A 14,421-nucleotide genomic window follows, 5' to 3' on the forward strand; every position below is an offset into this window, starting at 1 on the left:
CCGCCGCAGCAACAGACCCACCCGTCTCCGGCGCAGCACAAGCAGCAAGCAGCAAGCAGCAAGCAGCAAGCAGCACGAGCAGCACAAGGGGAGAGCCCATGGTCAAATCGGTGATCGACAATGTCTCCGACACCGCGCGCTGGGTCGCGGAGTACCGGGCACGGGAATCCGCCCGCCCGGACGCCCTGTTCCGTGATCCGCTGGCGACCGGGCTGGCGGGGGAGCGCGGCAGGGTCATCGCCGAGGCGGCCAAGCGGTCGTTCGGCAACGGCTGGTTCTTCATCGCGCGCACCAAGCTGATCGACGACCTCATCGAGCGGTCCCTCGCCGAAGGGTGCGACCGGGTCGTCAACCTCGCCGCCGGTCTGGACACCAGACCGTACCGGCTTCAGCTGCCGCCGTCGCTGGAGTGGATCGAGGTGGACCTCCCGGGGATCATCGAGGAGAAGAACCGCCTCCTCGCCGATGAGTCCCCGCGCTGCAAGCTCTCCCGGGTGCCGGTCGATCTCACCGACGTGGCGGCGCGCCGCGGCTGTCTGATCGACGCCACCAAGGGGGCCGCGAAGACACTCGTCATCACCGAGGGACTTCTGCTGTATCTGGCGGAGTCCGAGGTCCATGAGCTCACCACGGAGCTGAAAAGGCCGGAAATCGCCTGGTGGGTCGCGGACATCATCGGACCCGCCATTCTCAAGATGTCCAGCAGAGCGAGCAGAACGAATAACGCGCCGGTCATCTTCGGGCCGGAGAACGGGATTGCGTTCTTCGAACGGGCGGGCTGGACCGTCGATCGCTTCGCCTCACAGTTGCCCGCGGCCGCCCAATGGAATCGGCTGTCACCCGTGATGCGAATCGTGGCCCGGCTGCCCAAGGGGAATCCACGCCGCCCCGGCCGTTCTCTGTGGTCCGCCGTAGTCCGGCTGACTCCCTGAAAGGCCGTGTATCCGCAATGCGTTGACACCGAGTACAGAGGACTGTCAGGATCGAAATTGGGATAGTCGCACGATGTCGGATCGAGGGCGACGGAACGTCAGAACCACTCTCCGACCTGGTTAGTCCTGATCACGCCTACTGTTGGGATGTTCTAGATGCCCGAGATGGCTCATATCAGTCCCTTTCACCGGCTGGTGGTTGTCGTCACCGATAGCGAGGTGATGGGCCCGGCGGCGGGCCGCGCGCTTTCCGATCTGGCCGGAGCGCGTGACGTCGACATAGCCGTTTCACCGGCCGGTAATCCGGCGAATGACGAATACCGCGAAGTGGTCAAGCGCGGTTTACGATTCCTTGACCTCGTCGCGCCCGAGGACCAGTTCACCCTTCTGACGGTGGATTCACTCGATGCCGTCGGGGACGCGGTCATCAAGGCGGCACAGGACCGGAAGACCGTCCTCAGCCTGCTGGTCGTCGACCACGCGGACTACCGCTACCGCATGACCTCGCCCGATGACCTCAATGAGCGGCTGGGCGCCCTCTCCCAGGAACTGGGCGAGACGGTCGAGTTCGAGCCGAGCCCCTACACGGTGCACGTCTACACCGACACCGATGTCGAGAGCTTCTACTCGGTGGAGCACTTCACCCCGCGCTGGAAGCCGGTCGAGGAATGGGTCGTTCCCGCCGACATCGCCTGCGTCTTCGTCGACTCCGTCCAGTTGCAGAGCAACAGCCGGCTGCGGCCCGCGATGAAGCCGAGCACCATCGCCGACGCCATCGCCGACTTCCTGACCGCCCGGGCCGGATCCGAGTGGGGGCTGCACTACTACACCGGATCAGGGGTAGCCACCTTCATCGACGATATCGAGCAGCGCGCCGTCGCGGGCGGGAACCCGATCGTCCGCGGCCCCAGCGAGCACAGCCTCGCCTGCTCCGCGCTGGCCCGCTACACCCTCGACGGCGCCCCGTTCGCCATCGTCGCCACCAGCGGTATGCACGAGGAGTTCCGCGGTACGCTCGCCAACCACGTCGCCGTCCGCACCAAGGGCTTCATCGTCTGTTGCGACTCCCGCGTCGACCAGTGGCACCCGTTCCAGGGCACCATCCACCGCACCGAGGACAGCCGTCCGTCGTTGCTGGCCCGCGGCTTCCCGGTGGTCCACATCCCGCGGTCCGACGACATCCCCCGCGGCCTCGCCGAGGCGTTCGAGGCGTACTCGGCCGACCGCGGCCCGGTCATGGTGATCGCACCCCGCGATGTCCTCCAGACCACCCTCGACCTCGACGAGCTGCCCGCGGCGGGGGCCGCGGCAGCACCCACGGCGGAAGCCGTCCGCACCCCCGAGGTCGAGCGGCTGTCCCAGCTGCTCAACTCCGAGCGCCGCAGGCTGCTCTGCCAGGTCGGGCCGCTCGGCGACACCGCGAAGGGGCTGCTGTACGAGCTGGCGCACAAGGCGGGTATCGGCCTGGCCGACTCGGTGGCCCAGCCCGGTACGGTGACCCGCCACCACAACGGCCGCACCGTCGACGAGTACATCGGCACGCTGAGCATGTACGGCTACTCACCGCGCGTCTACGAGTACCTGTACCGCGACGGGCGGCTCCGCCCCGGTGACGAGCAGTCGGTGATGTTCCTCGGCACCCAGATCCCGCAGATCGACACCCCGTTCTCGGAATCCCAGCAGCGGCAGCTGGCCCCGATCCAGATCATCGAGCGGGAGATCGACCGGGCGCCGTTCACCGGACTGGGCATCGTCGCCGACATCGAGGGGGTGCTGCGCACCCTGCTGGACCGGCTCGACGTGGACCCCGAGGTGCTGGCCTACCGGCGGGACGCCATGGCCTCCACCACCGACTCCGACGGCGATGTGATCAGCCTGCTGCCGGTGCTGCCCATGACCACCAACTACTTCTTCCGGCGGCTGCGCGGCGTCCTGGACGGCATCATCAGGCAGCACGACTACCGCTACGTCGGTGTCTACGACATCGGGCGCGCCGGGCTCTCCGCGGTCAACAGCCTGCCGCGTACCAGCCCCTGTGTCTCCGGCTGGTACGGCCGGGGGCTGATGGGCGACGGTCTGATGGCCCTGCCCGGCATCCTCACCCGGCGCGAGGAGAACGTCATCTCCTTCACGGGCGACGGCGCCGCCGCCATGACCCCGGACATCGTGCCCACCCTCGTCCAGCAGATCGCGGTCGACCGTGAGCCGTTCCGCCGCAACCTCAGCATCTTCCGGTTCGTCAACGGCAGCCACTCCGTGATCCGCACCTACCGGGAGAGCGTCAAGCCCTCGGGCATCAGCGGCCAGACCGGGGTGCTGACCTTCACTCCCGAGGACTACGAGCGGCAGTACGGCGGGCTGACGGTCCGGCACCGCCGGATCGTCGGATTCGACGATGTGCCCTTCGCCGAGCAGCTCCGGGAGCCCGGGACCATCAACCTGTACTCGGTGATGGTCGGGCACAACAACGAGGGTGACGGGCTGAGCCGGTTCTCCTCGCTGGGCTGGCAGCGCGATGAGCTGTCCCCGAAGGCGCTGGCCATGGCCGGAGTGCCGATCTCGACACAAGCGCCGACGCCGTGACCGGGACCGACGTCGGGACATCGATCGAAGGAGCGGATATGGAGCGCGCCCAGCTCGAGGAGCGGGTGATCACGCTACTGGCCGAGGCCGTGGTGATGCCGCGGGAGGACGTGGAGGACCCGCGGACCAATCTCCGGGAAGACCTCGGCATGGACTCGATGGACTATGTCGACCTCATCACCGTGCTGGAGCGCGAACTCGGCCAGCATGTGGAACGGGAGCAGCTCTCCTGGGTCCGCACCGTCGGTGATGTCGTCGACCTGGTGTGCGAACTCGCCGCCAAGCGGGACGACTTACCGACGCCGCGGACGAGTGCCTGAGCCCATCGCGCCGGACCCATTCCGGTGATCGAGCGGAGCCGTCAGCCGCCCGGAGGAATCCGGTCGGCTGACGTGTTGCGCGGAGAGAAGCGTGCCGGCCGGGAAGAGACGCGGAGATGCGGGGGGATATCGAAGCGCCGTCTTCCGGGCGTTCGTCAGCAGCGGGTAAAATTCGACGCCATCATGGGCCGTCAGGCCGTATGTCCCCGCCAGCGATTCCCAAGGAGCCCTCTTCCATGGCCACTGCGCGCGCACGGCGTGTCGACATTCCGCGAGCACTTCAGGACGGGCACAAATTCACGGGATTCCATTACGAGTCGGCGTATCAATTGCCCGTGGAGGAAGCACGGAAGCTGACGCCCGAACAATGGGGGCGGGCCACCTTCGAGGACGCACCCGCCGTCCTGCGGTGGTTTCTCCGGTTCGGCTGGACCAAGGTCCTCGGCTTACGGATGGGCCCGAAGACCACGTCGCCGCGGCACGTCCTGGGCTGGCACATCGCGGATTCCGACGACGGGATGATGACCATCGAAGCCCATTCCGGGATCGTCGCCACCTACAACATCGTCCTGGTGAACGACGGGGATGTTGTATGGGTGACTTTTGTGCGCTTCAACAAAGGAATCGCACGCGCCGTCTGGGGCATGGCCAAACCGGTCCATCAGATGGCCGTGCCGTATCTGCTGAAGCGCGCCGACCGGTCCCGCGCCACCGGCTGACCGGGCGGCCCACCGGACACGGGGGCGGCCCACGGAGAGGAGGGGGCGGACCCACCATGGGCCAGCCCCCCGGTGTCCTCAGGGCAGCGCGACGACGGTGGCCGCGTACGACAGCCCGGCGCCGTAACCGACCAGCAGCGCCAGATCCCCGGGGCTGGTCGCGTCGGAGGACATCAGCGCCTCCATCGCCAGCGGGATCGAGGCGCCCGAGGTGTTCCCGGTGGTCACGATGTCCCGGGCGATGACGGTGGACTCGGGCAGCTCCAGCCGCTTGGCCATCGCGTCGATGATCCGCGTATTGGCCTGGTGCGGAATGAAGGCGTCGAGATCGGCGGGGGAGACCCCGGCGGCGGCCAGGGCCTGCTCCGCCACCTTGGACACCTCGTAGACCGCCCAGCGGAACACCTTCTGTCCCTGCTGCTGAAGGGCGGGCCACCGGTGGTCGCGGTCCGTGCGCAGCGCGTCCCACGGCACGGTCTGCGAGATCGCCTCCGTCTGGGAGCCGTCGGCGCCCCAGACCACCGGGCCGATCGCGGGCGTCTGCGACGGGCCGACCACCACGGCTCCGGCGCCGTCGCCGAAGATGACCGCCGTCGAGCGGTCCTCCAGATCGAGCAGATCGGTCATCCGCTCGGCCCCGATCACCAGCACATGGCCGCCCCGGGACCGCACCGCGTCCGCGGCCAGCGAGAGACCGTGCACAAACCCGGCGCAGCCGGCCGACACATCGAAGGCGGCGGCGTGCGTCCCCAGCCGGTGTGCCACCTCCGCCGCCACCGCGGGTGTCTGCCGCAGATGGGTGAAGGTGGCCACGATGACAGAGTCCAGGGCATCGGCCGGGACGCCCGCGGCGGCCAGCGCCTTGCCCGCGGCGGGCACCGCCATGTCGGCGATGGTCTCGTCGGGATCCGCCCAGCCCCGGGCGGCGATCCCGGTGCGGGTGCGGATCCACTCGTCGGAGGAGTCCACCTGGTGGCACAGCTCCTCGTTGGTCACCGCACGGCGGGGCCGGTACGCGCCCACGCCGAGAATACGGGCGTGCGGTGCGCCCACGGACGGAGTGATCCGCGCCTTCATGTGCGATGCCTCCGGGGAGAAGGGGCGGAGCTGCCCGCGGGAGCCCGAACGGCAACCGGGAAAACGGCCGTTGGGGTGGGGGTCACAGACGTCCTCCTCGTCAGGCGAACGCCACACGGGCGAGCGGCTCGAGCCGGTCCCCGTCCAGCATCGCCCGGCAGCGGAACCGCTGGATCTTTCCGCTGGGGGTCTTCGGCAGGGTGCCGCGCGGCAGGAACACACATTCCGACAGCGCGACCCCCGACTTCTCCAGCGCCACGGCCGCCGCCTGGTCCGCGATCGGCCGGAAGTCACGCGGCTTGCCCTGCGGCTCCAGCATCAGCACCAGCCGGGGCAGATCCCCGGAGCCGCCGATGTCCACCACCGCCGCACACCCCTTGCGCACCTGCGGGAAGGAGTCCACGGCCGACTCGATCTCCGCGGCGTAGATCTTCCGTCCGCCGACGGAGAGCATGTCGTCCGAGCGCCCCATCACATACAGCTCGCCGTCGTGGACGAAGCCCAGGTCGCCGGTGCGCAGCCGGCCGTCCACAAACCGGTCGGCGGTGCGCTCCGGATCGGCGTAGTACCCCTGGGCCAGGCTCGGCGAGCCGACCTCGATCTCGGCCACCTGGCCCGAGGAGCCGGCCACCACCTCGACCCCGGGGAGCGCCAGTCCGTTGGACACCAGCCGGGTGGCCCGGGGGTGGTCGGCGGACACCTCCACCGCCTTCAGGTCCAGCAGTGCCGCTCCGTCGAAGACGAGCGAGGACGGGGCGTTGGCCCACGGCTTGCCGGTCACCGCGAGGGTGGCCTCGGCCATGCCGTACGCGGGCTGGAAGGCGGTTTCGGACAGGCCGAAACGGCTGAACTTCTCGGTGGCCATGGCCAGGGTGTCCCAGTCCACGCGCTCGGCCCCGATCACCGCGGCGCGCAGCCGCAGCTCCTTGGGGAGTTCCGCGCGGCCCTGGGCGCGGGCGGCGAGATATACCGCGGTGCTGGTGCCCGCGGTCATGGTGGCCTCGTACTCGGACATGTCGCGGAACCAGCTGCGGGGCGCCATCGCGAAGCGCTCGGGCGTGGACAGCACGAAGTGGAAGTCGTACGACCAGGCGTAGAGCAGACAGCCGAACATCCCCATGTCGTGCGAGAGCGGCAGCCAGGACACCACCGTGTCATTGGCGGGACGGCCACCGGTCAGACTGAGGATGATCTTCATCTGCTCCTCGATGGCGCGGGTGGTGAGCGCACATCCCTTGGGGGTGCTGGTGCTGCCCGAGGAGTACTGGATGAAGGCGATGTCGTCCGGCCCCGGCGGGCTCGGCTCGATGGTCCCGGAACCGCGCAGCGAGGCCCACCCCGCCACCGGCACCTGGGCGGTCAGCTCCTCGGGCACCAGGGAGGTCAGCCAGTCGTCCACCAGCAGCAGCGTCGGATCCAGCCGCGCGGCGACGGCGGCGAACTGACGGCGGTACTCCTCCTGGCTCTGGCCGCGGGTGGGCAGCGGCAGCGAGGCCACCGCGCCGCCCGCGAGCCAGATGGCGAGCAGCCCTCGGACCGTGTCCGGGGTGTTGGTGAGGATGGTGGCCACCCGGGTGCCGGGCCGCACTCCGTGGGCGCGCAGCCGCGCGGCCATCCCATGGGCGTCGGCGACCACCTCGCGCCACGGTGTGTGCTCGAAGTCCTCGCCGGACCAGGCGTGCAGGGTGCCGCCCGCCGAGCCGCTGGTCAGCGCGTTCCACAGTTGCATGGGATGTTCCCCCGTCGTCTCGCTCCCCGGCTGATCCGGTCGCCCGGCCGCTCAGGTGGTGTTCCGGTTGTCTGAATCCGGCAACCCGGCGGTGGAGGGCCGGGCGGTACGCCGGGGCTACTCGACGTCCACCACGGACGCCGTCGCGTTCCGCTTGCGGTCGGCCATGGGTGCGATCCGCTGCTGGCCCTCCAGCAGCTCCTGGCGGCCCAGCCGGCCCGCCTCCACCCGGCTGATGTTGGCCTCCCGCATGGTCAGCCGCTCGGTGTCGATGCGGACGACCTTCCAGGCCAGGCGGGTCTTCTCCAGGCTCCAGATGAGGATGGCGCTCAGGTCGAGCTCGTACCACTTCATGCCGTGCCGCGCCGAGCGGGGGAAGGCGTGGTGGTTGTTGTGCCATGCCTCGCCGAACGACGGGATGGCGAGCCAGGCCACGTTGCGGGACTCGTCGGTGGTGGTGAACCGCCGCCGGCCGAAGTAGTGGCCGACCGAGTTCACCGCGTAGGTCATGTGGTTGATCAGGAAGATGCGGACCAGGCCGCCCCACAGGATGCCGGTGAGCAGCGCACGTACCGAACCGCCGGTGATGGCGTACGCGATCAGGCCGGGCAGCAGCACCCCGGCCAGCACCACCGGCACCAGGTTCTCGCTGAGCCAGCGCAGGGGCTTCTCGCGCACCAGGTCCGGGCAGTAACGGATGGGATCGGAGGTCAGCTCGGTCCGGAACAGCCAGCCGAGGTGGGCGTGCCACAGTCCGGCCATCATGCCCTTGAAGCCGGGCTCGAAGTCGAGATGCGGGCTGTGCGGGTCACCGGCCTTGTCGGCCACCCTGTGGTGACGCCGGTGGTGGGCGGCCCAGATGATCGGCGGGCCCTGTCCGGCCATGACTCCCGCGGTGGCCAGGGCGACCCGGATCGGCTTGTAGGTCTCGAAGGAACGGTGGGTCAGCATCCGGTGGTAGCCGGTGGAGATACCGAAGCCGGAGATCGCGTACATGATGACCAGGACGACGATGTCCGACCAGCGGAAGATCTCCTGCCACAGGAGAACCATGGCGCCGAAGACCGCGACGAGCGGAATCACCGACGCCGCGAGGATGAACCAGCGATGTTCCCTACCGTCCATGGTGTCTCTCTCCCTCTCTGGATCCCTTGCTTCACCTGGCGCGGTTGATCACGCGTCCGCTGATCACGCGTCTGCCGCGGCGGTCAACACCGTGACGGCGGCAGGGAGATGACCCGTGGCGGGAGTGGACCGGGGCCGGAGCGCGAAGACACGATCGGCAACTTCATGACAGGGGCGAGCGGAATTCTTTCGTCCCATGCTTCGCCGGTGGATAAGCCGGACGTCGGCGACGCCGACGCATCGCCGTGCTCCCCCAGTTGATCAGGCATGTCACCCTCTGGCCGTCACATCGTCTTGCCCTCCGCCCTCCTGCGTCGAGCGGGAGGGCGGGTGGCGATGGTCCACCCACCATTTTTTGATACTGCGGCAAAGGAGTTCAACCCGCTACCCGGTGGCAGGACGTTGCCAATTTTCCGGAAGCACCTAGTGGCAGGTCCTTGCCATTTTCCGCGAAACACATGCCACATGCACTTCAACCGCTCTGACGTGAGCGATCCTGGGGCGGCGGTACGGTTCGTACTCTTTCACGGTCCGAAACCTACGGCACGCCGGGGAGTTAGTGGAGACACTGGCAATGACCTCGCCGGTCGTGCAAGATGGGCAACCGAGTTCGATGGTTCGACGGGGGACGGCCCGGGTTCGTTTCACCCGTTCATCGCGAGTGCCCGTGCGTCGCGGGCGCGGGGAGTGGTCCCGCACCGCCGTACCCGCGTTCCCGCACCATGAGCATCGAGTTTCGGACCGGTTTACGGTCGCGTAACCATTCCAGGAGAGGTGAAGCCCGTGATTACCGTCGAGGACGTCTGCGGTCTCATAGCCAAGAAGCTCGGCAGCAAGGCGGATTCGTTCACACTCAACGCCGATACCGCCTTCGACGAGGTGGGCCTGTCGAGTCTCCAGATCGCTGACATCGTCTACACCATCGAGGACGACGCGGGAATCGAATTCGACCCGAGCCAGGCCGCGAGCGTGAAGACCGTGGGTGATCTCGTGAAGCTGGCCGAGGCCACCAAGGCGAGCGCCGAGTGACGGTCGACTACCAAGGTGCCACCGCGGAATCGATCAGGCACCACTACGACGTCTCCAACGATTTCTATGAGTTGTGGCTGGACGAGGAGCTGACCTACACCTGCGCCCTGTGGGGCGAGGGGGACACTCTGGAGGACGCCCAGCGGCGGAAGCTGGACTATCTGATCGAGGGCTCCCGTGCGCCGGGCGCACGACGGGTGCTCGACGTCGGCTGCGGATGGGGAAGTCTGCTCAAGCGGCTGGTCGGCACGCACGGCGTCGAGCAGGCCGTGGGGCTGACGCTGAGTAGCAGTCAGGCGCAGTATCTGAACGGGCTGGAACTGCCCCGCACCGAGATCCGGGTGGAGAACTGGCTCGACCACGAACCCGTGGAGAGCTATGACGCCATCATCTCGATCGGCGCCTTCGAGCACTTCGCGCGCACCGGGCTGTCCCGCGCCGAGCGGGTCGCGGCGTACCGGGAATTCTTCCAGAGGTGCCGGTCCTGGCTGCCCCGGGGCGGCCGGCTCGCGCTCCAGACCAATATCAAGGGCAACAACACGGTCATGGACAAGCAGACCGTCCGTGACCTGATGTTCATCATGGAGACGGTCTTTCCGGAATCCGAGATTCCTGCACTCTCCGAGGTTCTGGAGGGCAGTGAGAAACAGTTTGACGTCGTCACGTTGCGCAACGACCCGGACCACTACAGCCGCACCTGTCAGGAGTGGCTGAACCGGCTGCGGGCGAACCGCGAGAAGGCCCTGGAATGCGTCGGCGAGCTCAATGTCGCCAACTACGAGAGGTACCTGGGCGCGACCGTCGAGCACTTCGCCAAGCGGCACCTGGGGCTGTCGAGAATGGTTCTCGAAGCGGTGTGACCGGAAATCACTGGTGGTTCATGTCAAGGGGCCATAATTGAGCAACCTGAAACATGTCGTGTACTGGCACGACACCGAGCCCGTCGTGCCCGGACCCCCGCTGCGGGAGTCGGTCGACTGCGATGTGTGCATTGTCGGCGGTGGATTCACCGGACTGTGGACGGCCTACTTCCTCAAGGAGGCCGAACCCGCGCTGGACATCCACATCGTCGAAGCGAAGCACTCCGGTTACGGAGCCTCGGGACGGGCGGACGGATTTGTCACCCCGACCATCGGCAAGGATCTCCAGGCGCTCGTCAAGAAGTTCGGTGCGCAGCGGGCCCTGGAAGCCACCCAGGCCGTCGGGCGGTCCATCCTGGAAATCGGCCGGTTCACCCGCAGGAACAAGGTCGACGCGGGATACGAGGCCAATGACTACCTGATGGTCGCCACCGACCGTGGTCAGGTCAGGCGGTTGCGGGAGGACCGGGAGCTGGCCGAGCGCATCGGCGGGGTCGCGCCCGAGATCCTCAGCGGTGAAGAGGCCCGGGACATCATCGACTCGCCCGCCGTCCAGGCCGGTATGCGGGTCGGCGGCGCCCTGGTCAACCCGTTCCGGCTGGCGCGCGGTATCGCCCGGGTGGTCCGGGACAAGGGCGTGGTCATCCATGACGACACCCCCTGTCTGCGGGTCGAGCCCGGTGTGCGGACCACCGTCGTCACCGCGGGCGGCCGGGTCACCGCCGACAAGGTGGTGCTCGCCACCAACGTCCACATGGACGCGTTCCGGCCGTTCCGCCACCGGGTCGTCCCGATCTGGACCTACGCGATGGTGAGCGAACCGCTCACGGACCGGCAGATCGAGCGGGTGCGCTGGGCCGGACGCGAGGGCATGGTGGAGGCCAAGTCCCTGCTGACCTGCGCCCGTTTCACCCACGACAACCGCATCATGTTCGCGGGGGGTCCCGCGCCGTACTACTACGGGCGTGACAAGCGGCAGCGCAACATGAACCGCGACGAGGTCTACCGCACGATCCGCCACGAGTTCCAGCGGTTCTTCCCGCAGTGGGACGACGTGTCCTTCAGCTACGCCTACGGGGGGACCGCCGACGTCGTCCGCGACTACGCACCGCACTTCGGCCGGCTCAGCCACGGTGTGTTCTACGGCTACGGCTACTGCGGCAACGGCATCGCGGCCACCCACACCGGTGGCAAGGTCCTTCGCGATCTGGTGCTCGGCAAGGACACCGACCACTCGCGGCTGCTGCTGGTCGACAACGACCAGCGCAAGCCCCCGCCCCCGTTCCCGCCCGAGCCCTTCCTCTTCGCCGGAGCCCGGATGGCGCCCCGGCTGATGGACTGGAAGGACGCCCGGCCATGAGCGGCACACCGCGGACCGTATTGCTCACCGGTGCCTCCGGTGTGGTCGGCCGATCCCTGCTGCGCGAGAACACCGGCCCCACGGACGGCCGGGAGGCCGCGGGACTGCGCATCATCGCCGCCTCCCACAGCGCCCCCGCGCCGGAGGCCGAGCGGTCGGTGGCCTGCGACGTCACGGCCGAGCGCTTCGGACTGGACGAGGAGAGCTACGCGGCGCTGGCCGACGAGGTGGACGTGGTCATCCACTCCGCCGGGCTGACCGAATGGGGTCTGCCCGCCGAGCGCTACCAGCCGATCAATGTCGAGGGCACCCGGCGGGTCGCCGAGTTCGCCGAACGGGCCGGTGCGGTCGTCCACTTCATGAGCACGGCCTTCGTCGCCGCGCTCGCGGACACCGCCCCGATGCCGCTCGGCGACGGAAATGTGTGCCGCAACTACATCGAGTCCAAGCACCGGGCCGAGGAGCTGCTGCGCGCGTCCGGAGTGCCGCACACCGTGTTCCGGCCCACCAACCTGGTCGGCGACTCGGTGACCGGCTGGACATCCCAGGGCCAGATCGTCCAGTTGATGTCCGACTGGATCGGCCGCGGCCGGGCGCCCTTCGTCCCTGCCCACGACGGGATCCGGATGGACTTCGTCCCGCAGGACCTGCTGTCCAAGGCGGTGCTGCGGGCCATCCAACTCGGCGACGACCAGGGCGAGTTCTGGGTGACCTACGGGGCCGAGGCGATGGATGTGGCCGAGTGTCTCCAGGTGGTCGTCAAACACGCCGCCGCCCGGGGGCGGGACCTCACCGCACCACCGGTCGTGGACCCGGCCTCGCTGGACCCGGCCGAGCTGGCACGGATGGCGCCGATGACCCGCTCGTACCTCTCCGTGCTGCGCGATGTCAGCGAGGTCACCGCGTGCAGCGGCGGGGTCCTGCCCACCTCCATGCCCCACCTCCGCGAGCGCTACGGCGTGCCGCCTGTGGCCGACTCCACGGCGTACCTCCGCAGCCTGGAGTACGCCACGGCGCATCTGAGCTGATACGCGCCCCACAACGGAAGGACAGAACGGTGAACGACGGCTGGAACCCACCGGACCTCAGCAAGGCGGTGGCGGTGGTCACCGGCGCCAGCCGGGGCGTGGGCCGTGGCATCGCCGCCGCGCTCGGCGCGGCGGGGGCGACCGTGTACGTCACGGGCCGCAGCGCGCGCGACGGGAGCCGGACCGAGAACCTGCCGGGCACGGTCGACGAGACGGCCGAGGAGGTCACCCGGCGTGGCGGCACGGGTGTCGCCGTACGCTGCGACCACCGCGATCCGGCGGACAACGAGGCGCTGTTCGAGCGGATCAACACCGACCACGGGCGGCTCGATCTGCTGGTCAACAACGCCTGGGGCGGCTACGAACGCTCCTCCGAGGTCCGCTTCGACGCCCCGTACTGGGATCAGCCCATGTGGCGCTACGACCTCTTCGAGGGGTCGCTACGGGCTCAGTACGATGTGACCCGCCGCCTCACCCGGCTGATGCTCCCGGAGAAGCGCGGCCTGATCGTGGGCATCAGCTTCTCCGACGGGGACATCTATCTGGGCCAGGTCGGCTACGACGTGTTCAAGTCGGCCTCGGACCGCATGTGCCGGGGGTTCGCCGCCGATCTGCGCAAGACCGATATCGCGGCCGTCTCCCTGCACCCCGGCTTCGTCCGCACCGAGCGGGTGGAGGCGGCCTGGGACGCTCTCGGCAGCGGCCCCGCCGCGGTGGTGCACACACCGGAGTACGTCGGCCGCGCGGTCGTCTCGCTGCTGGCGGACCCGGAGGCCAAGGAGTACACCGGGCAGGTGCTGGCCACCGGTGACCTGGCCGAGCGGTACGGCTTCGACGATGTGGACGGTAAGCGGCCCCCGGCCTTCCGGCTGGAGGGGCGGATGACGCTGGCCACCCGGATGGACCGGCTGAACCGCGTGGTCAAGCAGCGGTCGGAACAGCAGCGGTCGGAACAGCAGTAGTCGGAACAGCAGCAGTCCGGCACGGCGTAATCGCGCCAGCGGACGCTCACCCGGGCACCGCGGACCCGGACCGCCGGTAGTGGAGCAGGACCACACCATTGCCGAAGGTCCGGGTCCGCTCCAGTTCCAGCCCGGTGGTGGTGTCCGAGGGCCGGAAGAGGGGTCTGCCCCGTCCGAGCAGCACCGGATGGACATAGATCCGGTACTCGTCGATCAGGTCGTGCCGCCGAAACGTTTCGGCCAGGTCGGCGCCGCCGAGTGCCAGATCGCCGCCCGGCCGTGCCTTCAGTGCCATGATCTCGTCCACGTTCACTTCGTGCCGGACGGTGGTGTTCCAGTCGGCGCCGGTGAGGGTCCGGGAGAACACGATCTTGGGCATCTCCCGCCAGATCGCGGCGAATTCGGCCATGGGCCCGGTACAGGACGGGTCGGCGTCGGCCGTCGGCCAGAAGCCGGCCATCAGCTCATGGGTGACACGTCCACTGAGGAAGGCGCCCATGGCCGCGGCGTGTTCATTGAAGTGGCGGTGCAGTTCGTCGTCGACCTGATGCCAGTCGATCTCGCGGTTCGGCCCCTCGAAGTAGCCGTCGAGGGACACCGACATGGACAGGATGATCTTCCTCAGCACGGTCATGTCCGTGACGATACGCCTGCGGGGCGTAGCGGAACCGGCCGGACACCGGGGCCGGGCCGGCCG

13 protein-coding genes are annotated in these 14,421 nt (G+C 68.6%); 9 read left to right on the forward strand and 4 right to left on the reverse strand.

Annotated features, from left to right (window positions below; translation table 11 throughout):
- Positions 1-98: 98 nt before the first annotated feature.
- The 4 genes from HUT19_RS36605 to HUT19_RS36620 all read left to right on the forward strand — a co-directional run bounded on the left by HUT19_RS36605 (position 99) and on the right by HUT19_RS36620 (position 4,554).
- The gene (locus HUT19_RS36605; protein WP_176184902.1) at positions 99-932 is read left to right on the forward strand and encodes an SAM-dependent methyltransferase; all 834 of its coding nucleotides are present in this window, start codon (positions 99-101) and stop codon (positions 930-932) included.
- A gap of 156 nt (positions 933-1,088) precedes the next feature.
- Complete coding sequence (locus tag HUT19_RS36610) at positions 1,089-3,515, forward strand: hypothetical protein (RefSeq protein WP_176184904.1); 2,427 nt, start codon at positions 1,089-1,091, stop codon at positions 3,513-3,515.
- A 38-nt stretch (positions 3,516-3,553) separates the two neighbouring features.
- Positions 3,554-3,835, forward strand: coding sequence for an acyl carrier protein (locus HUT19_RS36615; RefSeq protein WP_176184906.1), 282 nt, complete (start codon positions 3,554-3,556; stop codon positions 3,833-3,835).
- A gap of 236 nt (positions 3,836-4,071) precedes the next feature.
- Positions 4,072-4,554, forward strand: coding sequence for a DUF2867 domain-containing protein (locus tag HUT19_RS36620; RefSeq protein ID WP_176184908.1), 483 nt, complete (start codon positions 4,072-4,074; stop codon positions 4,552-4,554).
- A 78-nt stretch (positions 4,555-4,632) separates the two neighbouring features.
- Here the strand turns inward: HUT19_RS36620 and HUT19_RS36625 are convergent, their stop codons facing one another.
- From HUT19_RS36625 to HUT19_RS36635, 3 genes are all read right to left on the reverse strand, one after another.
- Positions 4,633-5,631, reverse strand: a complete 999-nt coding sequence (locus HUT19_RS36625) for a beta-ketoacyl-ACP synthase III (protein ID WP_176184910.1) — start codon at positions 5,629-5,631, stop codon at positions 4,633-4,635.
- A 100-nt stretch (positions 5,632-5,731) separates the two neighbouring features.
- The gene (locus HUT19_RS36630; RefSeq protein WP_176184912.1) at positions 5,732-7,360 is read right to left on the reverse strand and encodes an AMP-binding protein; all 1,629 of its coding nucleotides are present in this window, start codon (positions 7,358-7,360) and stop codon (positions 5,732-5,734) included.
- Between the two features lie 117 nt (positions 7,361-7,477).
- Positions 7,478-8,485: an acyl-CoA desaturase gene (locus tag HUT19_RS36635; RefSeq protein ID WP_176184914.1), complete on the reverse strand. Its 1,008-nt coding sequence runs from the start codon at positions 8,483-8,485 to the stop codon at positions 7,478-7,480.
- Positions 8,486-9,268: 783 nt separating this feature from the next.
- Here HUT19_RS36635 and HUT19_RS36640 point away from each other — a divergent pair.
- The 5 genes from HUT19_RS36640 to HUT19_RS36660 are packed head-to-tail and all read left to right on the forward strand — an operon-like array spanning position 9,269 to position 13,724.
- Positions 9,269-9,514: an acyl carrier protein gene (locus tag HUT19_RS36640; RefSeq protein WP_176187738.1), complete on the forward strand. Its 246-nt coding sequence runs from the start codon at positions 9,269-9,271 to the stop codon at positions 9,512-9,514.
- Entirely contained in the window at positions 9,511-10,374 is an 864-nt protein-coding gene (locus tag HUT19_RS36645) for a cyclopropane-fatty-acyl-phospholipid synthase family protein (protein ID WP_176184916.1), read from the forward strand. Before HUT19_RS36640 ends, HUT19_RS36645 begins: the two co-directional genes overlap by 4 nt.
- Before the next feature lie 37 nt (positions 10,375-10,411).
- The gene (locus tag HUT19_RS36650) at positions 10,412-11,734 is read left to right on the forward strand and encodes an FAD-binding oxidoreductase (protein ID WP_176184918.1); all 1,323 of its coding nucleotides are present in this window, start codon (positions 10,412-10,414) and stop codon (positions 11,732-11,734) included.
- Positions 11,731-12,762 (forward strand): SDR family oxidoreductase, encoded by a 1,032-nt coding sequence (locus tag HUT19_RS36655; protein WP_176184920.1) that lies wholly within the window; start codon positions 11,731-11,733, stop codon positions 12,760-12,762. The genes HUT19_RS36650 and HUT19_RS36655 overlap by 4 nt, the downstream gene beginning before the upstream one ends.
- A 29-nt stretch (positions 12,763-12,791) precedes the next feature.
- Positions 12,792-13,724, forward strand: coding sequence for an SDR family NAD(P)-dependent oxidoreductase (locus tag HUT19_RS36660; RefSeq protein ID WP_176184922.1), 933 nt, complete (start codon positions 12,792-12,794; stop codon positions 13,722-13,724).
- Between the two features lie 46 nt (positions 13,725-13,770).
- Here HUT19_RS36660 and HUT19_RS36665 read toward each other — a convergent pair whose 3' ends face one another.
- Entirely contained in the window at positions 13,771-14,349 is a 579-nt protein-coding gene (locus HUT19_RS36665; protein WP_176187740.1) for a dihydrofolate reductase family protein, read from the reverse strand.
- Between the last annotated feature and the right edge of the window lie 72 nt (positions 14,350-14,421).

Source organism: Streptomyces sp. NA02950, from assembly GCF_013364155.1.
In the GTDB taxonomy this organism is placed as follows: Bacteria; Actinomycetota; Actinomycetes; order Streptomycetales; family Streptomycetaceae; genus Streptomyces.